This window comes from Mesorhizobium sp. M0195, from assembly GCF_040322115.1.
Taxonomy (GTDB): domain Bacteria; phylum Pseudomonadota; class Alphaproteobacteria; order Rhizobiales; family Rhizobiaceae; genus Mesorhizobium.
Map to the genome: position 1 here is coordinate 62053 of NZ_JAMYSV010000006.1, position 22812 is coordinate 84864.

Here is a 22812-nt window from a genome sequence, read left to right on the forward strand (position 1 = left end):
GGTCAAAGGGTCTACGCAATATGCGTGAACGTCAATCAACGCATGGCGGCGAGTCGTTATGACGGCACAGAAAGATTCACGGGGCGGAAAGTTAACTTTCAAAACAGGAAAAGACTGGTCCGCCGCCCTCTACCTGAAATTCGAGGATGAGCGCACGCGGCCCGCGCGCGATCTCGTTGTGCAGGTGCCGGTGCCAGAACCGCGCCGGGTGGTCGATATTGGCTGCGGACCGGGCAATTCGACCGAATTGCTGGTCGCGCGCTGGCCGCAGGCGCAAATCAGCGGCTTCGATACCTCGCCCGACATGATCGAGAAGGCCAAAGTGCGTCTGCCCGGCGTCAGCTTTGCGCTGGCGGATGCGGCGGCGTGGCAGCCGACCGAACCCGTCGACGTGATCTTTGCCAATGCGGTGTTTCAATGGCTGCCGGAGCATCCGGCAGTCTTCCAGCGGCTGATGGGATTTTTGGCGCCCGGCGGCGCGCTTGCCGTGCAGATGCCGGACAACATGGCTGAGCCCTCGCACCGGCTGATGCGCGAGACCGCGGCCGAGATGCCGTTCACCGAAAAGCTCGAGCGCGCGGCTCGCGCGCCGCTGCTGCCGGTCTCGTTCTATTACGACCTTCTGTCGCCGTTCTCGGATCGGCTCGATATCTGGCACACGATTTACAACCATCCGCTGGCCGATGCCGAGGCGATCGTCGAATGGGTGAAGTCGACGGGGCTGAAGCCGTTCCTCGATCCGCTCGACGAAGACGAGCGGCAGCTTTTCCTGAAGCGCTACGCGGCCAGGATCAGCGAAGCCTATCCGAAAACGGCAAGCGGCAAGGTGTTGCTGCGCTTTCCCCGTCTCTTCATCGTGGCGCGGCGCGCTGCTTAGGAACTTTTAGACCCTTTCCAGGGACTTGATTTAAGCCGGCATAAACTGGCTAGGTGCAAAAGAGGTTGCGCCGAGCTTTTTGCGGCGCCGACATGAAGCCGCAACGCCTGCGCACGGGACGAACTGAAAATGCATCGCGTCATCATCAGCGGCATCGGCGTTGAAATCCCCGAGGCTTCGATCACCAATGAGGAACTCGTCGCCAGCTTCAACAGCTGGGTGGACATGGAGAACGTCCGCCGCGAGGTGTCCGGCGAGCCGCTGCTGCAGAAATCGGACAGTGCCTTCATCGTCCATGCCTCGGGCGTCCAGACCCGCCATGTCATCGAACGGGAGGGCATCCTCGACCCGACCCGCATGGCGCCGCGCTTCCCGGCGCGGCCCGACGATGCGCTGTCGCTGGAGGCCGAATTCGGCATCGCCTCGGCCAGCAAGGCGCTCGATCATGCCGGGCTGAAGCCAGGGGATATCGACCTGGTGATCTGCTCGGCCTCGCACCATCAGCGGCCCTATCCGGCGATCGCCATCGAGATGCAGCAGGCACTGGGTACGAAAGGCGCCGGTTTCGATATGGGGCTTGGCTGCTCGTCGGCGGCGGCCGCGTTGCACATCGCCGTCAACCTGGTGCGGGCAGGGGCGCACAAACGCGTGCTGGTGTCGACGCCGGAGATCATCACCGGCCATCTCAATTTTCGCGACCGGCAGACGCATTTCATCTTTGGCGACGCTTCCGTGTCGATGGTCGTCGAAGGGCTCGCCCAGGGCGAGAAGCGGCCGGGCCGATTCGAGGTGCTGGATACGCGTACCTGGACGCAGATGTCGAACAGCATCCGCACCAATCTCGGTTATTATACCCGCGCCACCCAGGACGATCCGTACATGATCGATCTGGAAGGCAATCTGATCAAGCAGATCGGCAACAAGGTGTTCAAGGAAGTCACCGTTGCCGGCCACAAATTCATCGTCGAGTTTCTGGCCGAGCACGGGCTGACGCCGCAAGCGATCCGGCGTTTCTGGCTGCATCAGGCCAATGCGCGGATGAACGCCATGATCCTGAAACTATCTTTCGGTCATGAGGTCGACCATGACCGCGCGCCGATGGTGCTGGAGCGCCTCGGCAACACCGCCGCCGCCGGCGCCATCATCGCCCTGTCGGAGAACCATGCCGACATGAAGGCCGGCGACTACGGCCTGCTCTGCGCGTTCGGCGCCGGCTACTCGATCGGCGGCGCGCTGTTGCGCATGCTCTGACTATTTCGGCACGGACGGCACCGGCATCGGAGCGCGCCTGGCAAATCGCATCAGTCCGCTTGATCGGAGCATCAGCGCTTTCGACTGGACCTGATGAGCTGACCGCGGCTAATTGCGCGTATCACGCGAGGCACGAACCCATGCTGGATCTTTTTCCCGAAGCCGAAACTCCGGTCGAGATCGTGGCCGCGCGAAAACTCGCCGCCAGGGTGGCAGCGCTTTACCTCGCACCGTTCGATCATTTCGAGACACGGGCAGTGGACATGTTGCAGCTCGGCTTCGACGGCATCGACGGCGATTTCCACGCCGGCACGACGCGGCGATCCGGCGGGCGGGAACCCTGGTATCCGCGCGGCACCGAGATGCGCAACGAACGGCAATTGTCGATCGTGGCAGCGGACGAACTGGCAATTGTCGCCGAACGGATGGGCATCGCCGAGATCAAGCCGGAATGGATCGGCGCCAATCTCGTGATCGAAGGCCTGCCGCACCTCTCGATGTTGCCATCCGGCACGCTGCTGTTCTTCAAAGGCGGCGCGACCGTCAAGGTCGACGCGCAGAACGGGCCTTGCCGGATCGCGGGAAGGTCGGTCGCCGAGAATGCCGGGATGGCCGACGTCGAGGCCGGCGCGCTGCTGTTCCCGAAAGCGGCGAAGCGGTTGCGCGGGCTCGTCGCCTGGGTCGAGAAACCCGGCACGATCACTGCCGGCGAGGAGATTTCGGTGCGTGTGCCGGAGCAGTGGATTTACCGGGCCTGATTGTTTGCTAGGCAAGCCGGCAAAGCCAGTCAAAGCCGCGCGCGGCGTATTTTGTTCTTGCTTTGTGCCGGCAGCTATGCTACTAATTTCGGTATGGTGCTAATTGGCTCCAACGATCCGCCCTCCGAGGCGGTTTTTTTGTTTCTGGCTTTGAAAGTTCCGATGTTGCCGGCCTGACGTCGGCAGGACAGAGGGGGGCGCCGTAGAACTCGACGCGTGTGTCTGCCATCGCTCTATTCCTCGTCCTCATCATCGAGCAGACGGGTGGCACGCCAGCGGGTTAGCACGATGTTGGTTTGCTCGATGACGAAGAAGCGCGCGGAATCGCGGTCATATCCTTCGGCCAGCAGCTTTTCGTAGTCGGTATGGGCATGGCGAATATGCGCTATCGTCGCCAGCCACACGGCAATGCTCGGTGGCAAGGTCTTCATGTGCACGGCGCCGGCATCGGCACGGATCTTTTCCATGTCGGCATAGGGCGCCAGCGGCAGGAGCGCTGTCAGTGCCTTGGCGATGGCGCGGCGGCGGCCGGTCGGGGCGCTCACTGCCCGTCCGATCTGGACAACTCGTCCCGCCCGGCCATGGTCGCCGCGGCGAAGGCATCGGTCGAGGCGAAGTAGGGCTTGATGTCGATGACCGGCGTGCCGTCGAGCACGTCGATGGCATCGAGATCGATGCGGCCGGTATCGATATCGACGGCAACCAGCCTGGCGACATGCAGCCCAATTGGGTTCGGCCGGGCAGGGGAGCGCAGCGAAAAGACGCCTTTCGGCTCCATGGCATGGCGGGGTTTCTGGATAATCAGTTGCCGCGGCGCATGGTGCAGCCAGGACAGGACGATCACGTGGCTGGCGCGTTCCAGCCCAAGCAGGCCCTCACGATAAAGCGGGTCGATGACCAAGTGCGCCGGCTGTCCCGTCTCCCGCGCGGCCTTCATGTTTTTGGGGCAAGTCTCCCGCGTGATCCAAGGCGAAGCGATGCGGCCGATGAAGACGACATGGCCATCCGGCGGCATCGTTGCCGGGTCGGTTTCCAGGAGCTTTTCGCCGCTGCGCGTTTCGACCATGGGCCTCGCCTCGATGCATCCGGCTTTGCGCGATCCGCTGCGCATGCGTCATTTTCTTGTCCGGAAGCGACATAGCGCTTGCAAGCCTATCAAAACCGACATAAACATATGTTTATATCTTTTCAAAGAGAATGCTCGCATGCATGTCGCTCTCGACACGATGGTAGATACATTGAAGGCGGCTGCCGAATCCAGCCGGCTGCGTATATTGGCGCTGCTGTCGCGCGGCGATCTGACCGTTTCAGATCTCACCGAAATCCTCGGCCAGTCGCAGCCGCGCGTCTCGCGGCATTTGAAATTGCTGCTGGAGGCAGGGCTGATCGGCCGCTACCAGGAGGGCTCGTGGGCTTTCTTCCGGCTTTCGGATTCCGACACGTCGCGCGATTTTGTGCTCAGGCTGGTCTCCGGCATCCGCGGCGCCGATCCGCAGGTCGAGCGTGATCTCGAACGGCTGGCCGCGGTCAAGCGCAAGCGGCAGGACCGGGCTGCCGAATATTTCTCGGTCAACGCCGCAAGCTGGGACCATATCCGCTCGCTGCATGTGCCGGACCGCGCCGTCGAAGCAGCCCTCATCAAGCTCGTCGGCAAGCGGCCGTTCCAGTCGATGCTCGATCTCGGCACCGGCACCGGACGGCTGCTCGAGATCTTTTCGCCGCTCTATCGGCGCGGTATCGGCATCGACATGTCGCGCGAAATGCTGACGGTGGCGCGCGCCAATCTCGACAAGGCCGGCATTTCGAATGCGCAGGTGCGGCAGGGCGACATTTTCGCGCCGCCGGTCGAACGCGACGCCTTCGATCTCGTTACCATCCATCAGGTGCTGCACTATCTCGACGATCCTGCCCGCGCCATCCGAGAGGCGGCGCGTCTGTTGCGCCCGGCTGGCAGGCTGGTGATCGTCGATTTCGCGCCGCACACGCTGGAGTTCTTGCGCGAGGAGCACGCGCATATGCGCCTCGGCTTTTCCGACCGGCAAATCGCCGACTGGTTTTCCGAGGCCGGCCTCGAGCTCGAGGACAGCCAGGAATTCGAACCGCGCGGTGGCAACGAGGCCAAGCTCACCGTCAAACTCTGGCTCGGCCGCGATCGGCGCATGCTGATTGCCGAGCCTTCCAACGACAGACAACCGGCCAATGCGTATCCGATAGGGGAAACCGCCTGATGAACCAGTTCCGCTTCTCCCGCCGTCCCGACATCGGCGACAAGGTCAGGGTGTCGTTCGAGTTCTTTCCGCCGAAAAACGACGAGATGGAAGCAAGGCTGTGGGACACGGTCACCCGGCTGGAGCCGCTCAAGCCGAAATTCGTCTCGGTCACCTATGGCGCCGGTGGTTCGACCCGCGAGCGCACGGCCCGCACCGTCAAGCGCATCCTCAACGAAACGTCGCTGACGCCGGCGGCGCACATGACCTGCGTCGACGCGGCGCGCCACGAGGTCGATGCGGTGATCCGGGAGTTCGCCGATATGGGCGTCAAGCGTTTCGTCGCCCTGCGCGGCGATCCGGCCGAGGGCGTCGGCGCGGCTTACCGGCCGCATCCGGAAGGCTATGCCAATGGCGCCGAACTGGTCGATGCGCTGAAGGGCGCCGGCGATTTCGACATATCGGTCTCGGCCTATCCGGAAAAACATCCGGAGAGTCCGGATTTCGCCACCGATTTCGACATGCTGAAGCGCAAGGCCGACAATGGGGCGACGCGGGCGATCACCCAGTTCTTCTTCGACAACGATCTCTATGAGCGCTATGTCGAGCGGGCACGGCGGGCCGGCATCTACATACCGATCGTGCCGGGCATATTGCCGGTGCACAATTTCACCCAGGTCGCCAACTTCTCGGCGCGGTGCGGCGCCTTGGTGCCGGCATGGCTGGCCGAGCGTTTCGATGGGCTGCAGAACGATCCGCAAACGCATGCGCTGGTGGCATCTGCCGTGGCCGCCGAGCAGGTGCTGGACCTTGTCGAGCGCGGCGTCGGCGATTTCCACTTCTACACGATGAACCGGGCCGATCTGGTCTTCGCCATCTGCCACATGATCGGCATCAGGTCGCACGAAGTCGAGGCTGCGGGATCCGCCGCGGCGTAAGGCGGCAAGCTCCTTTTTGAAATGTCAAAGATCGGGGGAATGCAAAGGCCGGGCAAAATGCCCGGCCTTTGCAATGGTTTGTAGTATTCGGTGCTGGTCTTCCCCCGCTCAGCGGCCTTATGGAAGGACGCCCATAATGAGGGCGCCGATGAATGCAAACGCAGCACAAATCATCAATGCGTTGATCGGCCTCGTCAGTCCCATGTCATAGCCTCCTCTTAAGAGCTATGGCGAGAGTCTAGGGTCATTTGTGCCACAGGCAAGCAGAAACTTTGCTGCAATGCGACGAGATTGTGGAATTTGCGACCTGCCGTTTGCCGTTAGGTATTGAAACTCTTGGTCAAAAGCCGGCGTTGGACCTGTGAATAATTTGTGGCGAAGCCGGGGCAGCAACGAGCATGGCAGCGCTACCGCGGCGGAAATCGGAATCGATTTCGAGCTGAGAGTCGGGGAACATGCTCTAACGCCGCCCGAACAAGCGACCGTCGATGGTGACGAGGCCGAGCGCAATCAGCGCCATGCCCGCCAATTCGAACAGTTCGAGCCGCTCGCCCAGGAACAGCAAGCCGAGCAGGATGGCACTGGCCGGCACGATGAGCGTGACCAGCGAGGCGTTGGTGGCGCCGGCCGAGGCGACGAGGTTGAAATAGAGGATGTAGGCGAAGGCGGTCGACAGCAGCGCCAGCGCCAGCACCGCCGCCCATACCGGCGGCGAGGCCGAAAACAGAGTGGCAGCGTCATAGGTGAACAGAACGACCGGGATCATGATGATGGTCGAGCAGGTCAATTGTCCGGCGGCAATGACCGGTGACGGCACACCCTTGAAGCGGCGGGCGATCATCAGCGCAACCGCATAGGAGACCGAGGCACCGATGAGCGCGAATTTCGCCCAGACCGGCCCGCCGAGCCCGGCGACAAGGCCAGGACCGATCATCACCGCCGTCCCCGCGATACCGAGGGCGATGCCGGCAAGCTTGTTCCACGACAGTTTTTCGTCGCTGGTCAGGGCGTTGGCGAGGATCAGCGTCCAGAACGGCGTGGTCGAATTAAGCACCGAGGCGACACCGGCGCCGAGCTCGGTCTGGCCGGCAAAGATCAGCGAGAAAGGGATGACATTGTTGGCGAGCGCCAGCAGGAAAAACAGTCCGGCATGCGGCAAGGCGAGGCGAAACGACGGACCGCGAACCGCAAGGTAGAGCTGCAACGCGGTCGCCGCGATGGCGACGCGAAACAGCACCAGCACCAGCGGAGGGAGTTCCGACACCGCAATGCGGGCAAAGAAGAACGAACCGCCCCAGATGGCGCCGAGCAGCAGAAGCTGGGCCCAGTCCTTGAGCACCATCGGCCCGCGCATCGTGGTGGTGGCAGCTATCGCCATTGGTCGTCCTCCCAGACGAGATGCCTTGCTCTCTTCAGGCATCTGTTCACGCTCTACCGGTCCGGCGGCAAGGGCCACCCGAAACCTGAGTGATGGCCTAGCTCGCTCATAACCGGCGCACAGAACGGCGTAGCGCCGCGAAGCCAGGGCGGCGAGACATAGAATTGTTTTCATTAGCCGCTAGCTTGGATTAATTGTGCGCAGCCTCAGTCAAGGGATTCGTCCATGCAGCGATTCGAAAATGCCCGCGAGGCAGCGCTGGCGCTTCGCCCGGACGATCCGATCTATTGCTTCCGCCCGCAGGTGCTGAAGGCGGACGCCAAACAGTTCATGGGCATGTTTCCCGGCAAGACCGCCTATGCGGTCAAGACCAATGGCGAGCAGATCGTGCTCAACGCGCTGGTCGAGGCCGGCGTCAGCGCCTTTGATGTGGCCTCGCCCGGCGAATTCGCCGCCGTGCGCGCCGTCTCGCCGGACGCCGAGATGCTCTACATGCACCCGGTGAAGGCGCAGTCGGACATCAGGCTGGCGCTGGAAAAATACGCCATTCGCGTCATTTCGCTCGACCATGAGGACGAGATCACCAAGCTGACCAGGGTGGTGCGGGCTCTCGACATCGATCCGGGCGCCATCACCGTGTTCGTGCGCATCCAGACGAAAGGCTCGGCGGCCTACGAACTGTCGAAGAAGTTCGGCGCCGGACCGGCCAATGCGGTCGAACTGGCCGAACGGCTGAACCGAACCGGCTACAAGGTCGGGCTGTGCTTTCACGTCGGCAGCCAGATCGAGGATCCCGACACCTACGAGCGGGCGCTGGCCTCCGCCGACTGGGTGCGCAACCGCGTCGGCTTCGACATTGCCGGGCTCGATGTCGGCGGCGGCTTTCCCGCCGAATACGGTCATGATCCGAACAGCCGCAAGCCGGAAATGCCGTCGCTCGGCCAGATCATGTCGCGGCTGTCGGGCGACCTCCAGGAGTACCAATTCGACCAGATGCAGCTGGTGGCCGAGCCCGGCCGCGTGATCGTGGCGCGCTGCCTGTCGCTGATCGTGCGCGTGCTGCTGCGCAAGGGCAAAAGGCTCTACATCAATGACGGCATCTGGGCGTCGCTGTCGGATTCATGGACCGGCAAGATCACGCTGCCGGCACGCTTCATCCCCGATCCGGCGATCCGCTCGCGCAATGGCGAGGACAGGACCATCGTGCCGTTCAAGGTCTGTGGCGCGACCTGCGATTCCGTGGATATACTGTCGCGGCCGTTCTGGCTGCCCGAAACCGTCGATACCGGTGACTGGATCGAGATCGGCCATATCGGCGCCTATTCGCTGTCACTCCGGACACGGTTCAACGGCTTCTATCCCGATACTTTCGTCGAGGTGGCGACGCCATTCGACGAAGGCGATGCACCGCAGGGGTTTGCCAGCCTGGAGACGATGGCCGATTAGTTGATGGTGAATGGAAGCAGTTCTTGCGTTCCGTCCGCTTCGGTGAATCGTCACCACCATTCATATTCACCTCCCCGTAGTCAGGCTACTCCGCCGCCGGCCTGGATGTTCTCGCCGGTCAGCCAGCGAGCTTCGTCCGAAGCCAGGAAAACCGCGACATCGGCGACGTCGCGCGGTGCTCCGATCCGGTCGAAGGGCGACATGCCTGCGGCCACGGCCCGGTCCCGCTCCGGAAGCAGGTCGGTGTCGGTGAAGCCTGGCGACAGCGCATTCACGGTAACGGCGCGCGGGCCGAGTTCGCGCGAGAGGACGCGGACGAACTGCTCGACGGCTCCCTTGCTGCCGAGATAGAGCGCCGTCTGCGTGAAAAACATCTTGGTTCCACCGGTGGAGACGGCAATGATGCGGCCACCGTCGCGAACGCGGCGCGCGGCCTCCTGAAGCGTGAAGAAGGTGCCTTTGGCATTGGTGCCGAACACATGGTCGAAGTCTGCTTCGGTAGCCTCGACGAGCGGCTTTATGACGGCGACGCCAACATTGGCGACGACGATGTCAATTGGCCCCATCTGCATTTCGGTTTCGTCGAACAGCCTGCGAATGTCGGGAATGCTGGAGACGTCCGCCTGGATGGCGACGGCTTTTCCGCCATTCCCTTCAATGGCGGCAACGACTTCCCTGGCGGCTTTCTCGTTGCCGACATAGTTGACGACCACGGCAGCACCCTTGGTTGCCAGCCCCTCCGCGATGGCGCGTCCGATGCCGCGCGAACTGCCGGTCACAAGTGCGGTTTTGCCTTCGAGTGGACGATGCATGGCTGTTCCTTCCGTCTGGATACGGCCGCCCCGATCGAGCGGCGTTCCAGCGATAGCTAGGGGCATGCTATTGCTCAGAGAATAGCCTATTATCTAACTGATTTATTAAGCCTGGGGTACATAATGCGCGGAACCGAGTTTTCCGAACTCACGGCATTTGCAACAATCATCGAAGAGGGCAGCTTTGTCCGCGCCGCGGCCAAGCTCAGAATTTCGCCTCCAGCACTCAGCCAGACGATACGCGGGCTGGAAGAGCGTCTCGGTGTCCGCCTGCTCAACCGTACCACGCGCAGCATGTCGCCGACCGCTGAGGGTGAGAAGCTGTTTGCCCGCATCGCGCCGGCGTTGAGCGAACTGGAAGGGGCCGTCGCCGACGCGCATGCATCACGCGGCCGGCCGGCAGGCTCGCTGCGCATCAATGTTCCGCGCATCGCCGCCACGCGTTTCATCGCGCCGATCCTCGGCGACTTCCGCCGCGCCTATCCCGATATCGCCCTCACCATCATCGTTGACGACATGCTCACCGACATCGTCGAAGGTCGCTTCGATGCCGGAATCAGACTGGGTGAGCGGCTGCACAAGGACATGGTGGCGGTGAAGCTCAGCGAGGAACTCGAGATGGCCGCAGTGGCGGCGCCGAGCTATCTGGAGCATCGCCCGATACCCCGCCATCCCGCGGACCTGCATCAGCACCAGTGCATCAATTTCCAGTGGCCGAGCGGCGGCAATCTCTACCGCTGGGAGTTCGCCCGAGGCCAGCGTGCCTTGGAAGTGGCCGTCAGCGGCGGCCTGACGGTAAACGATACGGACCTGATGATGGGGGCGGTTCTGGATGGGGTCGGGGTGGCGTACATGCTGGAATATCAGGTCCGGCCGTGGATCGAAGCGGGAAAGCTCATCCGCTTTCTCGAAGCCTGGTCGCCGAGATTTCCGGGCTTTTATTTATACCACGCGAGTTCCCGGCAGGTTCCCGCGCCGCTGCGAGCCTTCATCGATTTCCTGCTTGCGAGGCGGTGATGTGAATAGTGAATGGTGAATAGTGGTAGCTCTGGTGCTCAATGCGGCTCCGGCGCCATTCTTTTTACCAATCACCATCCTCACAGCCTGGCCAGCAGCTCCGGCGTCGGCCAGCCGTCGACCGGCAAGCCCAGCCGCATCTGCTCCTTGCGGATCGCTTCGCGGGTGTTGGTGCCGAGGATGCCGTCGACGGTGCCGACGTCATAGCCTCTCGCCTCGAGCTTGGTCTGTAGCGCCTTCATCTGGTCGCCGTCGAGGCCCGGGTCGGGGTTGCGCGGATCGAATCGCGGAGCGCCCCCCAGCCGGGCGGCAAGATTTGCCGCTGTCAGGGCATAGGTAAAGGACTGGTTCCACTCGAGATAGACGTCGAAATTGTCGTAGGTCAGGAAGGCTGGCCCCTTGCGACCCATGGGCAGCGCCAGGCCGGCCTTCAGGCCGTTGTCGAGAAGCGGCGTGCCGTCTGGCCTGGTAACGCCCCACTGGCTCCATTGCGTCAACGGCAGCTTGTTGGTGCGTCCCGTCTGCTCCCACGGCAAGTTGTCGGGCACACGGACTTCCTCGATCCAGGGCTGGTCGCGCTTCCAGCCGCGCGACCGGATCTTGCTGGCCGTGCTCATGATCACGTCCGGCGCGCTGCCGCGCAGGTCGACCAGGCCATCCCCGTCGCCGTCGACGCCGTGGCCGAGATAGTCGGAAGGCAACATCTGCGTCTGGCCGATCTCGCCGGCCCAGGCACCGGTCACGTCGGCCGGCACCACACCGCGATCGATCAAGATCAGCAGCGGCACGATCTGCGGCCGGAACAACTGCGGGCGGCGGCAGTCATACGAGAGGCTCACCAGCGCATTCAGTGTGTGAAAAGCGCCTTGCACGGCGCCAAAATCGGTTTCCAGGGCCCAGAAGGCGGCAATGACCGGCGCCTGGACGCCGTATTCGCGATCCGCGCGGGCAAAGACCTCGGCATGTTTTTGCAGATTGGCCGCACCCTGCTTCAGCCGATGCGACGAGATCATGCGGTTCGAGAATTCGATGAAGGTCTGGGTGAAGACGCCCTGGGCGCGGTCGCGTGCCAACGCCTTCTCATCGAGGGTGGCGTTTTCCAGCGCGTCAAGGCCGGCAGCGCCGACGCCGGCTGCCCTGGCCTCCGCCGCCACGCCCTGCTTCCATGCCTCGAAATCGCCGCCGCATTGCTGTGCCGCGGCCGGCACGGCGCTCAGGAGCAGCGCCGCGAGAAGTCCAAAGCGCAATCGCATCGCCATCCTTCCGAAAAGATTACCAGCGGTTGCAGGCATTTGTTATTGGCTGTGTCGAAAAGCAGGCGGCAGGCCCGGTGTCAACGGGTGTTCTGCCGCAACCACTTCTTCCACGCGGCTTCGGAGCCGTTGAAGACGTTGATGTCGGCGTTTCCGGCCATGCCCGGCACGACGCCCGTTCCGGTATACTGCCAGAAGGTGAAGGGATGGCTGCCGTATTTCTGGCGCGGATGCCCGGCGACGGAGCGCAGCCAATAGGGGTAGCCGCGGAAACCCGACAAACCATTATCTTCGAAGAAGTCGACCGACGTGTAGATGATCGGCTTCTTGCCGAAGTGTTTTTCGACGATTTCGAGGAACGTGCTCATCTCGCTGCGTACCGTGGCAGGATCGGGCCGCAGCTTGCAGGTCGGCGATTTCGGGTTCCATTCCATGTCGAGAACTGGCGGCATCGCCGAGCTGTCTTTGGGCACGTTCTGGATAAACCAGCGCGCCTGGGTCGCGGCCGGCGTGCAAAAGTAGAAGAAGTGATAGGCGGAGCGGGGGATGCCCGAGGCCTTGGTGCGGCTCCAATGCTCGTTGAAAGCTTCATCGAACCGGTCTCCGCCTTCGGTTGCCTTGATGAAAGCGAAAGAGATGCCGCTGGCCCTGGCCGCCGGCCAGTCGATCGATGTCTGGTATTTGGAAACGTCGGTGCCGTGGACGGCATAGCTCCACGGTGCGCCGCTATCCCATTCATGCGGGTCGGAATCGGCAAAACGGGGCGCGCGTACCGCAACCGTCGCGGCACTGGACGACGATGGCGTCAGATCCTCGACCGTCGAGCAGGCACCAAGCAGCATCAGCGTGATGAGGACCGCGAAACGGCGCATCGCTACTTCCCGAGCCGGTTTCAGCCGGCCGCTGATGGGTCTTTCCGCGGGTGGCCCCTCGACCGGGCGCAGCGTGTCGGAAACCGACTTACGCGACGCGCCTGGATCTTCGTTTCATGCATTTCCCAAACCGTTGCGCAGTTTTGGGACGCATGCATTCAAGCCCCGCCGGACGGTCACCCCACAGGATCGCCCGGTCTGTCCCAAGCGCGTCGCTTCGACGCGCTTGGCTCTTTTGTCTGTGCATGTCGTGGTCCCAAAACCGCTGCGCGCTTTTGGGCGACATGCACCTGTGATCGCCGATCATGGTTGATATTCAGTTGACGGCGCTCGACAAGAGCCGCGATTTTGCCGAAACAATGGCGGCAAATCGATGACATAGATCGAGCGCGCCGGGGGAACTCAAAATGCAGATCCTTTTGAAGTTCGTCAAATGGCTGCTCGGCCTGGCTGTGCTGGCCGCCGCGATACTCGCCGGCTGGCTGTATTTCGCGCCGCCGGAACTGATCCGCGTCGGTTCCGGCTATGCGGCCAAGATCGTCTGCTCGAACGTCTTCATCGCCGGGCGCGACGCCAACGACGTGCTCGCCGTCGATGTGCAGGCGCCGGGTCATCCGCTGCTGAAGCTGATGAGAGTGTCGGTGGACAAGGAGAAGGGAACGGTTTCGGCGGGCCTGTTCGGCGCGCTCGGCAAAAGTGTCGCGGTCGCTCGCGAGGGGCTCGGCTGCGCCTCGGTTCCCGATGGGGATATTGCCGCCGCCAAGGCTATCGCCGGCGCTCCACCGACGCCGGCGCCGCTGCCCGATGCGATGTGGCCGGAAGGCGACGATGTCGGTGCCTCGCAGGATTCCGAGGTCGTGAAGGTCCTCGACGATCCAGCAATGACCGGCGCCGGCATGCGGGCGGTGGTGGTGGTCAAGAGCGGCCGCATCGTCGCTGAGCGCTATGGCGACGGCTTTTCCGAAAAGACGCCACTATTGGGCTGGTCGATGACCAAGACGGTGAATGCGGCGATCGTCGGCACGCTGGTGAAGGACGGCAAGCTGGCGATGACCAACCAGGGCCTGTTCGGTCCCTGGAAGGGAGATGGCCGCGCCGTGATCAGCCTCGCCGACATGATGGCGATGTCGAGCGGGCTGGAATTCAACGAGGATTATGGCGACGTCGCCGATGTGACGCGCATGCTCTATCTCGAACCGGACATGGCGGGCTTTGCCGGATCCAAGGCGCTGACCGGCGAGGTCGGCAAGGTGTTTTCCTATTCGAGCGGCACGGCGGTGATGCTGTCCCGATTATGGCAGGACGCGATCGGCGACAAGGACAAGGCGCTGGCCTGGCCGAGGACCGCGCTGTTCGATCCGCTCGGCATGCACAGCGCGGTGCTTGAAGCCGACGAGCACGGCACCTTCGTCGGCTCGTCCTATCTCTATGCCACGGCACGCGATTGGGCGCGCTTCGGCCAGTTCCTGCTGCAGGGCGGCGTCTGGAACGGCAAAGAGATACTGCCCGCTGGCTTCGTCGACTGGATGCGGGAACCGGCAACTGCCTCGAAGGTCTACGGCAAGGGGCAATTATGGATCGAAGGACCGGGCGACGAAGAAAACCCGGGTGCCGGCCTTGCCGCCGGCCTGCCCAAGGACACCTATTGGATGGAGGGGCATGACGGGCAAACGGTCGCCATCGTCCCCTCGGAGCAGCTGGTTGTGGTGCGGCTCGGCCTGACGCCGGCCAGGCTCGGCTACCGGCCCCAGGCGATGGTGGCGGCGCTGATCAAGGCGCTGCATTAGGCTGTATCGATACTAAGGTGATGCCGGCCTGCAAACGGCGGTTTCCTGCGCTCCGGCCTTCGCCGGGCCAAAGCACTCATGAGCGGTCGTGGCAGTTAAGGCTACGGCCGGCGTAGGCCGGTGCTCACGTACCCTAAAGGACGCTCCGCTCGGTTCTCGGAACCCCCCGTTTTCGACTCGGCCTGACCTGAATCTCAACACGTCCTGGCTATCGAACTGGGCCGATCACGGCGAGCCACGCATAGCCGCGACAAACGGTTTGGAAACGGAAGCTTGCGCCGGTTCTTGCAGATTCCGAATCCAGAACCGCGTGCAACGATTCACGCGGCTCGACGTGGAATTTTTTCAGCCAGCCGCGCAACAGCGTGCGGAACCAGCTGGGCAAGGCTTCCTGCTGGCCAAAATCGACGACGTGCAGCGAGCCGCCCGGTGACAGGGCAGCAAGTGCCGCAGACACCGTCTTCTCCCAGCCGGGGATCATCGACAGCGAATACGAGACAAAGACGCGGTCGAAACTTTTGACGCCGAACAGCGCCTTTGCGTCGAAATCAGTGGCGTCGCCGCGCGCCAGGGTGACGCGGCCGGAGAGGCCTTCGCGAGCGAGGGCGGCAGCGGCCGTCTCCAGCATCTCGGCCGAAATATCGAGGCCGAAAAAGCGCGCGCCGGGATAGCGGCGGGCAGCCAGGACAATGTTGCGGCCGGTGCCGCAGCCAAGCTCGAGCACCGTGCCGCCGGCCGGCACATCCAGTCCGGCGATAAGCCGGTCACGGCCGAGCAGATAATATTTGCGGGTCAGGTCGTAGATATGACGCTGCCAGCGGTAGACACCGTCCATCAGTTCGGCATGGCTGGCCGGCAATTCGGTCGTGCTCATGCGGACCGCTTCACATAGAGATGGAAGCCGCCATAGATGGCCGAGCGATCGCAGGCCGAAAACTCGCGCGAGGCGTCGTTCTCGTAGCGCCACTGGTCGAGCAGCGAATTCGAGACGCGGCCGGGCAGCAGGCTGGGTTCCGCCGCGGTACGGAAGATGACGCGGGCGCCTGTGGAGGCGGTTCGGGTGATCTCGGCCCACAACCCGTTGAGCTGGCCGTCGGTCATCCAGTCCTGTGCATCGAGCAGCACGAAGCGGTCGACCGAGCCGGCATCCTTGCCGGCAAGGAACTCGATCAGATTGGCGTGGTGGACGGCAACGCGATCGACATTGTTGCGGATCGTCTTGTAGTTGCGTTCTTCGAGGTAGGCGGGCAGGGCGGCTTCGCCCGGATTAGGGTAGCGGCGGGCGAAAGCCTGCCAGGCGAAATAATTGGTCTTCAGCGGAAAATCGCAGGCGAGCTTTTCCAGTCGTGCCTTCAGCACGCTGGCCATGGTGCCGTCACCCGAGGTGATCAGCGAATCGTACTGGGCCGGCGGAATGCCGAGGCCGAACAGCGAGGCTTTTCGCGACGTCGCCCATTTCAGCAGCGGTTTTTCGAAGACCGGCGCCAGCTCTTCGTCGAAGAAGCGGCGCTGATCGGCGATGCTCTTGGCGTCCATGATGCCGGCCGGGTCGACGCCGAAAAATTTTGCGGTGCGGTGGCCCATGGCGATGAACAGGCCAAGCAGGCCGGTCTGGTAGAAATTGCGGTCGAAGACGGCGATGCGGCGACGACCACGCCAGTTGCGGCGCTCCCAATAATGGTGGCTGACGGGGTCGAGATGCGGTGCGATGAAGCGATCGTAGGCCTGCGAATTGTGCCCGGTCCCAGCCGCGCCGAAGAAACGGAACAGGTCGCCCTGCGACGGCAGGTGACGCACCGCTGCGAGCTTCATGCGGTTCAGCGCAATATGCGCGGCGTTGAGGTCGACGGCATCGATCCTTTCTGGCGACCGGGTGAGATAGGCGAGGATGTTACAGCCGCCGGAGGCAATGGTGACGATGCGGTGGCCCTTGCCGAGTTGCATTGCGTCCATGTCGATTTCGGGGTCTTCCCAGATCTGCGGGTAGACAAGGCCGGAGAACAGGAAGGCGAACAAGCGCTCGGAGATGCCAGCTTTCGACAGCGGGCGGTTCTGGTAGACGGCCTTGCCGACTTCCTTGCCGCGGCGAAAAACCAGTTCCCCAGAAATGTCCGTCATGGCAAGGCGATTCCCCGTTTGCTTGCCGCAAGCGGGTAACGCAGGTGGATGACAGGCCGGTGACAACCTGTTGAAGCGAGTTCAGGCCTCGCCAAGTCCGCCTGCGGTGGGTGTCGTCACAATGACTGCCTCGCCGGCGTCGAGCACCGTTTGATCGCAGGCTTTCAGCGTCTCGATCGCGCCGGTCTTGCGGCGGACCTTGGTCGAACCGGCCTCGCCATCACCGCCGCCGTCCAGCCCCCGCGGCGGGCGGTTGCGGTGCGAGGACAGGATCGCGCATTCCATCTTTTCGAGGAAGCGGATGATGCGCTTGGTGCCGTCGCCGGCACTCCATTTGCCCTTGCCGCCGGAGCCCTCGCGGATGTGGAAATCTTCGAGCAATACCGGGAAACGCAGTTCCAGCACCTCCGGATCGGTCAGGCGCGAATTGGTCATATGGGTGTGGACGCCGGAGGTGCCGGCAAAGCCGCGGCCGTCGTTCATCCGGCCGGCCGGCGAGCCCGAGCAGATCGTCTCGTAATACTGGTACTGCTTGTTGCCGAAGGTGAGATTGTTCATCGTGCCTTGCGCATTGGCCATCGCCTTCATGGCGCCGAACAGCGCGTTGGTGACATGCTGCGAGGTCTCGACATTACCGGCCACGACTGCCGCGGGATAGGTGGGCTTCAGCATCGAGCCGTCGGGAATGATGATGTTGATCGGCCGCAGACATCCAGCATTCATCGGGATGTTGTCTTCGACCATGACGCGGAAGGCATAAAGCACTGCGGCTCGGGCGACCGGCTCTGGCGCATTGAAATTGTTCTTCATGACCGGCGACGTGCCGGTGAAGTCGACGGTGGCTTCGCGCTTCTGCCGGTCGATAGTGATCTTCACTTTGATCTTTTGCCCGGTGTCGGTCGGATATTCGTATTCGGAACTGTCGGGCAGCCGCTCCAGCACGCGGCGCACGCTTTCGGCGGCATTGTCCTGAACATGGCCCATGTAGGCTTCGACCACATCGAGGCCGAAATGCGCGACCATCTTGCGCAGCTCGGCGACGCCCTTTTCGTTCGCGGCGATCTGCGCCTTGAGGTCGGCGATGTTCTGGTGCGGATTGCGCGCCGGGTAGGGGTGGTCGGTGAGCAGCGTCTCCAGGTCCTTCTCGCGGAACCGGCCGCGATCGACGATGCGGAAATTGTCAAACAGCACGCCTTCCTCGTCGACGGTGGTGGCAAGCGGCGTCATCGAGCCGGGCGCGGTGCCGCCGATGTCGGCGTGGTGGCCACGCGAGGCGACGTAGAAGAGGATGAGGGGTTCCTCCCCCCTTGAGGGGGAGGTGCCGCCGAAGGCGGCGGAGGGGGTCGCCGCGGCAGTGCTCGACGTTCTTGCAGTGCCTTCTGAGAGGACCCCACCGGGCCGCTCCGCGGCCACCCTCCCCTCAAGGGGGAGGGAAAAAACAGGCGTCACCACGGTGATATCAGGCAGATGCGTGCCGCCATTGTAAGGCGCGTTCAGCGCAAAGACATCGCCGCGGTGAATGTCGCCGGAATTGAGCCGGATGATGGTCTCCACCGAGCGATCCATGGAGCCGAGATGCACCGGCATGTGCGGTGCATTGGCGACCAGCGCGCCGTTCCGGTCGAAGACGGCGCAGGAGAAATCAAGCCGCTCCTTGATGTTGACGGAATAGGCAGTGTTTTGCAGCGTTACGCCCATCTGTTCGGCGATCGACATGAACAGGTTGTTGAAGACCTCCAGCATCACTGGATCGGCTTCGGTGCCGAGTGCGGCGTGCCGGCGCTTCTTCTCGACGCGCCGCATCAATACGTGGTCCTTGGCGGTGATCTCGGCCTGCCAGCCCGGCTCGACGACAATGGTCTGGTTCGGCTCGATGATCAAAGCAGGGCCGGCGATCTTGTTACCAGGCTTCAGTGTTTCGCGAGGGAAGATGCCAGCGTCGCGCCAGACGCCGTCGACAAAGATTTTCCGGTTCCCGGAAGGACTTGCGGCCATGTCTTCAACAACAGAATCGCTTTCGTCGCGGCCGGTGCCGCCGGTATCGGTACCTTCGACGCCGATCGATTCGACGATCATCGGCTTGTCGTCGTAGACAAAGCCGAACTGCGCCTTGTGCGCCGATTCGAAGTCCGTCTTGGCCTGCGCGATCGAGCCGTGACCAAAGTTCACAGGCAGCGCAGTATCGGTGCCGTCATAGCGGACCTGCAGCACCGGCTTCGAGGCGACCGCGTCTTCGGTGATGCCCTGTGCGGCGAGTTCGTCGATGACCGCTTTGCGCAGCGTTGCGATGAGTTCATCGATCGCCGCCCCGGAGTCCTCCACCAGCGGCTTCAGCAGCGCCTGCTGGCGCGACGCAAAAACAGAGGACAGGCCGATGCCGTATGCCGATAGCAGGCCGGAGAACGGATGGATCAGCACCGCCTCCATGCCCAGCGCATCGGCAACCAGGCAAGCGTGCTGGCCGCCGGCGCCGCCGAAACAGTTCAGGAGGTATTCGGTGACGTCGTAGCCGCGCTGCACGGAAATCTTCTTGATGGCGTTGGCCATGTTTTCGACGGCGACGGTGACGAACCCCTCGGCGACGGCTTCCGGCGAGCGGCCGTCGCCGATCTCGGCGGCAAGCGCGGTGAATTTTTCGCGAACCGTCTGCACGTCGAGCGGTTCGTCCTGCCCTGGTCCAAAAATAGCCGGGAAGAACTCGGGCTGCAGCTTGCCCAGCATGACATTGGCGTCAGTGACGGCCAACGGACCGCCGCGCCTATAGGCGGCCGGGCCGGGATTGGCGCCGGCCGAATCCGGCCCGGCGCGAAAGCGGCCGGCGTCGTAATGCAGGATCGAGCCGCCGCCGGCGGCGACGGTGTGGATGCGCATCATCGGCGCGCGGATGCGCACACCGGCGACCTCGGTGTCGAAGGCGCGCTCGTAGTCGCCATCATTGTGGGCGACATCGGTGGAGGTGCCGCCCATGTCGAAGCCGATGACCTTGCCGAAACCGGCGAGTTTTGCCGTCTCGACCATGCCGACGACGCCGCCGGCCGGGCCGGATAACAGCGCGTCCTTGCCTTGGAACATGTCGGCGGCGGTGAGGCCGCCCGACGACATCATGAACATGAGGCGAGGGCTTTCCCTCCCCCCCGAGGGGAGGGTGGCGGCGAAGCCGCCGGGTGGGGTCGTTGCGGCAGTGCTCAACGTTCTGGCGGTGCCTTCTGAGATGACCCCCTCTGGCCGCTGCGCGGCCATCTCCCCCTCGAGGGGGGAGAGGACGCCGAGCTCCTTCGCCACCTTCTGCACATATCTTGACAGAATGGGCGACAGGTAGGCGTCGACCACCGTGGTGTCGCCGCGGCCGACCAGCTTGATCAGCGGCGAGACCTCGTGGCTGACCGAGACCTGGGAGAATCCGAGCTTTCGACAGACTTTGGCGACGGCCTTTTCGTGCTCGGGGTGTTTCCAGGCATGCATGAAGACGATCGCGACCGCGTCGATGCCGTCCGCCTTGGCTTGCTCAATAGCCGGGCGTACGGAAGCAATGTCGAGCAGGCGCTCGATACTGCCGTCGGCGCGAACCCGTTCGTCGATTTCGACGACACGCTCATAGAGCTGTTCGGGAAGGATGATCTGCTTGGCAAAGATATCGGGCCTGGCCTGATAGGCGATCCTCAGCGCATCGCGGAAGCCTTTGGTGATGAGCAGCAGCACGCGGTCGCCCTTGCGCTCGAGAAGCGCATTGGTGGCGACCGTGGTGCCCATCTTGACATCGCCGATCAGCGCGGAGGGGATCGGGGCGCCGGGCTGGACGCCGAGCAGTTCGCGAATGCCCTGGATGGCTGCATCGGCATAGGCTTCGGGATTTTCCGAAAGGAGTTTCCTTGGATGCAGCCCGCCTTGCGGGTCCCGGCCGATGACGTCGGTGAAGGTACCGCCGCGGTCGATCCAGAAATCCCATTTTGCGGTCATGGCAGCGCTTCCGGGCATTTTCCTTTAGGCATCCTGTTAGTGCTCAACGCTTTGTACGGCCAAGCGCTTGATGTTACACGCGGAAACGCAACGTTACGAAACTCATCATGATCTGACGCATTGTGCCCTCGATCGTCGCCGGCAACGGTGGCGTGATTAGAGGAGAGATATATCATGAAGAAACTCATTCTTGCGTCGGTCTCGGCGCTTGCCTTGCTTGGCGTTGCGGCCTGTAGCGACAGCGGCACCGACACCACCACGACGCAGAGCACCAACCCGCCGGCATCCGACCAGACGATGAAGCCGGCTGCTCCTGACGCAAACAAGCCTGCCGAGCCGGCTCCGGCGCCTGCGCCGGCTGCCCCGGCGCAGTAGTCGCAGTAGTCAACGTGACAGCCAAGAAAGGCCGGCCTCACACGCCGGCCTTTCTGCTGCTTACGATACCCGCGCATTGTGGCTGAATGCGACGACACGGGTTTGCGCGCAGCGGCTTCCGTCTGCAGATTTTCCATGGGTAAGCACTAGCGCCAGCCGCCTTAGGCATTCCGCCAAATCGATTGGGCCAGCCCCTGCGGCACTGTCTTGGCTTGATAGCGATGGGTGGTTGGCCCTATGAAGCCCCCATGTCGATTTGGGACCGCCTCGGCGACTTCGTCACACGCGTTTCATCTTCAGCGTCGTCAGGCGTCGCCGAAGTGGTCGAAGCCGTGCGTACGGTTTTCTCCGGCGATGCCGATTTGCGCCGGCGCGTTGCCTTCTCGGTGGCGATGATCGCGCTTTCGGCCAAGATGGCCAAGGCAGACGGCATCGTCACGCAAGACGAGGTGCGCGCCTTCCAGGAAATATTCGAGGTGCCGAAGGAACAGAGGCGCAATGTGGCGCGGCTCTACGATTTGGCCAAACGCGACATTGCCGGTTTTGAGACCTATGCCGAGCGGATGGCGCAGCTTTGCGGTTCGGGCCATACCAACTGCCTGATGCTGGAGGATATACTCGACGGGCTGTTCCACATCGCCAAGGCCGACGGGCTGGTGCATGAGCGCGAGGGCCAATTCCTGCACCGGATCGCCGAGATCTTCCGCATCGATGAGGCGCATTACCAGAGCATCCTGGCGCGGCATGTCAATCTGGGTGCCGCCGACCCCTATGTCGTGCTCGGCATCGAGCGTGGGAAGCCGTTCGAGGAGGTCCGCAGGCGCTACCGCAAGCTGGTTTCCGACAATCATCCGGACCGGCTGATCGCACGCGGCCTGCCGCAGGAATTCATTAAGATCGCGACGACCAGGCTGGCGGCGATCAACGCGGCCTATGAAATGATCGAGCGAGGCCTGCGGCACGCATGAGCGGGTTTCCGCCCGACGAGCCGAGCGCCGAGGTCAGGGTATCGCCGAATTTCGGACCACGGCGCGGGACGCCCGGACCCGATATGATCGTGCTGCACTACACCGGCATGGCAACCGGGGCCGCTGCCGAGGCATGGTTGTGCGATCCGGCAAGCGAGGTGTCGTCGCACTATCTGGTCCATGAGGACGGCCGCATTGTTCAGATGGTAAGGGAAAGCGACCGCGCCTGGCATGCCGGCAAGAGCTCGTGGTTCGGACAGAGCGACATCAACTCCTGTTCGATCGGCATCGAGATCGTCAATCCGGGGCATACGCTCGGCTATCGCAACTTTCCAAAACCGCAGATCGACGCGGTGATCGGCCTGTGTGCCGGCATCGTCAAGCGCCGTCCCATTCCGGCGCAGCGGGTGCTCGCCCATTCCGACGTGGCACCGGGGCGCAAGGTCGATCCGGGCGAGAAATTTCCATGGAAAGCCTTGTTTGCTGCGGGCATCGGCCATGTTGTGCCGGCAGCACCGATCCGGCGCGGCGCCGTGCTGAAGCCAGGCGATACCGGCGCCGATGTTGAGGCACTGCAGTCGATGCTGGCGCTTTATGGTTATGGCGTCGAGATCACCGGCGCTTTCGACCGGCAGACCGAAATCGTGGTCGAGGCATTTCAACGGCATTTCCGGCAGCGCCTGGTCGACGGCGTGGCTGACGGATCGACGATCCGCACGCTGGAAAGGCTGCTCGCTTCCGTAAGGAGAGCCTCTCTCAAATAACCTTTTGCCAGATTAAAAGTTACAATCTGTTACT

20 protein-coding genes are annotated in these 22812 nt (G+C 63.0%); 11 read left to right on the forward strand and 9 right to left on the reverse strand.

The window, feature by feature from the left end; all coding sequences use genetic code 11:
* Positions 1–58: 58 nt before the first annotated feature.
* From tam to NKJ12_RS14740, 3 genes are all read left to right on the forward strand, one after another.
* The gene (gene tam, locus NKJ12_RS14730) at positions 59–877 is read left to right on the forward strand and encodes a trans-aconitate 2-methyltransferase (RefSeq protein ID WP_352687549.1); all 819 of its coding nucleotides are present in this window, start codon (positions 59–61) and stop codon (positions 875–877) included.
* 129 nt (positions 878–1006) lie between these two features.
* Complete coding sequence (locus NKJ12_RS14735) at positions 1007–2128, forward strand: beta-ketoacyl-ACP synthase III (RefSeq protein WP_352644751.1); 1122 nt, start codon at positions 1007–1009, stop codon at positions 2126–2128.
* A gap of 140 nt (positions 2129–2268) precedes the next feature.
* Entirely contained in the window at positions 2269–2886 is a 618-nt protein-coding gene (locus NKJ12_RS14740) for an MOSC domain-containing protein (protein ID WP_352505577.1), read from the forward strand.
* Between the two features lie 233 nt (positions 2887–3119).
* Here the strand turns inward: NKJ12_RS14740 and NKJ12_RS14745 are convergent, their stop codons facing one another.
* Together NKJ12_RS14745 and tsaA are read right to left on the reverse strand one after the other, a co-directional pair.
* The gene (locus tag NKJ12_RS14745) at positions 3120–3431 is read right to left on the reverse strand and encodes a DUF2293 domain-containing protein (RefSeq protein ID WP_254819015.1); all 312 of its coding nucleotides are present in this window, start codon (positions 3429–3431) and stop codon (positions 3120–3122) included.
* Positions 3428–3952, reverse strand: coding sequence for a tRNA (N6-threonylcarbamoyladenosine(37)-N6)-methyltransferase TrmO (gene tsaA / locus NKJ12_RS14750; RefSeq protein WP_352505578.1), 525 nt, complete (start codon positions 3950–3952; stop codon positions 3428–3430). The genes NKJ12_RS14745 and tsaA overlap by 4 nt, the downstream gene beginning before the upstream one ends.
* Before the next feature lie 139 nt (positions 3953–4091).
* On the opposite strand from tsaA, the gene NKJ12_RS14755 reads away from it, so the two are divergent.
* Together NKJ12_RS14755 and metF are read left to right on the forward strand one after the other, a co-directional pair.
* Positions 4092–5114, forward strand: a complete 1023-nt coding sequence (locus NKJ12_RS14755; protein WP_254819013.1) for an ArsR/SmtB family transcription factor — start codon at positions 4092–4094, stop codon at positions 5112–5114.
* The gene (gene metF / locus NKJ12_RS14760; RefSeq protein ID WP_254819012.1) at positions 5114–6031 is read left to right on the forward strand and encodes a methylenetetrahydrofolate reductase [NAD(P)H]; all 918 of its coding nucleotides are present in this window, start codon (positions 5114–5116) and stop codon (positions 6029–6031) included. The genes NKJ12_RS14755 and metF overlap by 1 nt, the downstream gene beginning before the upstream one ends.
* A 460-nt stretch (positions 6032–6491) precedes the next feature.
* On the opposite strand, the gene NKJ12_RS14765 is transcribed toward metF, so the two are convergent.
* Positions 6492–7409, reverse strand: a complete 918-nt coding sequence (locus NKJ12_RS14765) for a DMT family transporter (protein WP_352505579.1) — start codon at positions 7407–7409, stop codon at positions 6492–6494.
* Between the two features lie 225 nt (positions 7410–7634).
* Here NKJ12_RS14765 and NKJ12_RS14770 point away from each other — a divergent pair, with 225 nt between their 5' ends.
* On the forward strand, positions 7635–8855 hold the full coding sequence (locus tag NKJ12_RS14770; RefSeq protein ID WP_352505580.1) for an alanine racemase: 1221 nt from the start codon (positions 7635–7637) through the stop codon (positions 8853–8855).
* An 80-nt stretch (positions 8856–8935) separates the two neighbouring features.
* Here the strand turns inward: NKJ12_RS14770 and NKJ12_RS14775 are convergent, their stop codons facing one another.
* A complete protein-coding gene (locus NKJ12_RS14775) occupies positions 8936–9667 on the reverse strand; it encodes an SDR family oxidoreductase (protein WP_352505581.1) in 732 nt (243 codons plus the stop codon).
* 123 nt (positions 9668–9790) lie between these two features.
* Between NKJ12_RS14775 and NKJ12_RS14780 the strand changes: the two genes are divergently transcribed.
* Positions 9791–10684 carry a LysR family transcriptional regulator gene (locus NKJ12_RS14780; RefSeq protein ID WP_352505582.1) on the forward strand — a complete coding sequence of 298 codons (894 nt, stop codon included), beginning with the start codon at positions 9791–9793 and terminating at the stop codon, positions 10682–10684.
* An 80-nt stretch (positions 10685–10764) separates the two neighbouring features.
* Here the strand turns inward: NKJ12_RS14780 and NKJ12_RS14785 are convergent, their stop codons facing one another.
* Both NKJ12_RS14785 and NKJ12_RS14790 read right to left on the reverse strand, forming a co-directional pair.
* A complete protein-coding gene (locus tag NKJ12_RS14785) occupies positions 10765–11937 on the reverse strand; it encodes a lytic murein transglycosylase (RefSeq protein ID WP_352505584.1) in 1173 nt (390 codons plus the stop codon).
* Positions 11938–12017: 80 nt separating this feature from the next.
* A complete protein-coding gene (locus NKJ12_RS14790) occupies positions 12018–12809 on the reverse strand; it encodes a glycoside hydrolase family 25 protein (RefSeq protein WP_352703452.1) in 792 nt (263 codons plus the stop codon).
* 407 nt (positions 12810–13216) lie between these two features.
* Here NKJ12_RS14790 and NKJ12_RS14795 point away from each other — a divergent pair, with 407 nt between their 5' ends.
* Complete coding sequence (locus NKJ12_RS14795; protein WP_352703455.1) at positions 13217–14596, forward strand: serine hydrolase domain-containing protein; 1380 nt, start codon at positions 13217–13219, stop codon at positions 14594–14596.
* Positions 14597–14804: 208 nt separating this feature from the next.
* Here the strand turns inward: NKJ12_RS14795 and NKJ12_RS14800 are convergent, their stop codons facing one another.
* From NKJ12_RS14800 to NKJ12_RS14810, 3 genes are all read right to left on the reverse strand, one after another.
* A complete protein-coding gene (locus NKJ12_RS14800; protein ID WP_352703457.1) occupies positions 14805–15470 on the reverse strand; it encodes a class I SAM-dependent methyltransferase in 666 nt (221 codons plus the stop codon).
* Positions 15467–16714 (reverse strand): BtaA family protein, encoded by a 1248-nt coding sequence (locus NKJ12_RS14805; RefSeq protein ID WP_352703460.1) that lies wholly within the window; start codon positions 16712–16714, stop codon positions 15467–15469. The genes NKJ12_RS14800 and NKJ12_RS14805 overlap by 4 nt, the downstream gene beginning before the upstream one ends.
* A gap of 81 nt (positions 16715–16795) precedes the next feature.
* Positions 16796–20671: a hydantoinase B/oxoprolinase family protein gene (locus NKJ12_RS14810; RefSeq protein WP_352703463.1), complete on the reverse strand. Its 3876-nt coding sequence runs from the start codon at positions 20669–20671 to the stop codon at positions 16796–16798.
* A 174-nt stretch (positions 20672–20845) separates the two neighbouring features.
* Between NKJ12_RS14810 and NKJ12_RS14815 the strand changes: the two genes are divergently transcribed.
* From NKJ12_RS14815 to NKJ12_RS14825, 3 genes are all read left to right on the forward strand, one after another.
* Positions 20846–21046 (forward strand): hypothetical protein, encoded by a 201-nt coding sequence (locus NKJ12_RS14815; protein WP_352703465.1) that lies wholly within the window; start codon positions 20846–20848, stop codon positions 21044–21046.
* Between the two features lie 248 nt (positions 21047–21294).
* A complete protein-coding gene (locus NKJ12_RS14820; protein ID WP_352505589.1) occupies positions 21295–22014 on the forward strand; it encodes a TerB family tellurite resistance protein in 720 nt (239 codons plus the stop codon).
* Positions 22011–22778 carry an N-acetylmuramoyl-L-alanine amidase gene (locus tag NKJ12_RS14825; RefSeq protein ID WP_352703467.1) on the forward strand — a complete coding sequence of 256 codons (768 nt, stop codon included), beginning with the start codon at positions 22011–22013 and terminating at the stop codon, positions 22776–22778. The genes NKJ12_RS14820 and NKJ12_RS14825 overlap by 4 nt, the downstream gene beginning before the upstream one ends.
* Positions 22779–22812 lie beyond the last annotated feature (34 nt).

Coding starts and splice junctions, on each gene's coding strand:
- tam (WP_352687549.1), top strand. CDS start 59: ATGACGGCACAGAAAGATTCACGGGGCGGAAAGTTAACTTTCAAAACA.
- NKJ12_RS14735 (WP_352644751.1), top strand. CDS start 1,007: ATGCATCGCGTCATCATCAGCGGCATCGGCGTTGAAATCCCCGAGGCT.
- NKJ12_RS14740 (WP_352505577.1), top strand. CDS start 2,269: ATGCTGGATCTTTTTCCCGAAGCCGAAACTCCGGTCGAGATCGTGGCC.
- tsaA (WP_352505578.1), bottom strand. CDS start 3,952: ATGGTCGAAACGCGCAGCGGCGAAAAGCTCCTGGAAACCGACCCGGCA.
- NKJ12_RS14755 (WP_254819013.1), top strand. CDS start 4,092: ATGCATGTCGCTCTCGACACGATGGTAGATACATTGAAGGCGGCTGCC.
- metF (WP_254819012.1), top strand. CDS start 5,114: ATGAACCAGTTCCGCTTCTCCCGCCGTCCCGACATCGGCGACAAGGTC.
- NKJ12_RS14765 (WP_352505579.1), bottom strand. CDS start 7,409: ATGGCGATAGCTGCCACCACCACGATGCGCGGGCCGATGGTGCTCAAG.
- NKJ12_RS14770 (WP_352505580.1), top strand. CDS start 7,635: ATGCAGCGATTCGAAAATGCCCGCGAGGCAGCGCTGGCGCTTCGCCCG.
- NKJ12_RS14775 (WP_352505581.1), bottom strand. CDS start 9,667: ATGCATCGTCCACTCGAAGGCAAAACCGCACTTGTGACCGGCAGTTCG.
- NKJ12_RS14780 (WP_352505582.1), top strand. CDS start 9,791: ATGCGCGGAACCGAGTTTTCCGAACTCACGGCATTTGCAACAATCATC.
- NKJ12_RS14785 (WP_352505584.1), bottom strand. CDS start 11,937: ATGCGATTGCGCTTTGGACTTCTCGCGGCGCTGCTCCTGAGCGCCGTG.
- NKJ12_RS14790 (WP_352703452.1), bottom strand. CDS start 12,809: ATGCGCCGTTTCGCGGTCCTCATCACGCTGATGCTGCTTGGTGCCTGC.
- NKJ12_RS14795 (WP_352703455.1), top strand. CDS start 13,217: ATGCAGATCCTTTTGAAGTTCGTCAAATGGCTGCTCGGCCTGGCTGTG.
- NKJ12_RS14800 (WP_352703457.1), bottom strand. CDS start 15,470: ATGAGCACGACCGAATTGCCGGCCAGCCATGCCGAACTGATGGACGGT.
- NKJ12_RS14805 (WP_352703460.1), bottom strand. CDS start 16,714: ATGACGGACATTTCTGGGGAACTGGTTTTTCGCCGCGGCAAGGAAGTC.
- NKJ12_RS14810 (WP_352703463.1), bottom strand. CDS start 20,671: ATGACCGCAAAATGGGATTTCTGGATCGACCGCGGCGGTACCTTCACC.
- NKJ12_RS14815 (WP_352703465.1), top strand. CDS start 20,846: ATGAAGAAACTCATTCTTGCGTCGGTCTCGGCGCTTGCCTTGCTTGGC.
- NKJ12_RS14820 (WP_352505589.1), top strand. CDS start 21,295: ATGTCGATTTGGGACCGCCTCGGCGACTTCGTCACACGCGTTTCATCT.
- NKJ12_RS14825 (WP_352703467.1), top strand. CDS start 22,011: ATGAGCGGGTTTCCGCCCGACGAGCCGAGCGCCGAGGTCAGGGTATCG.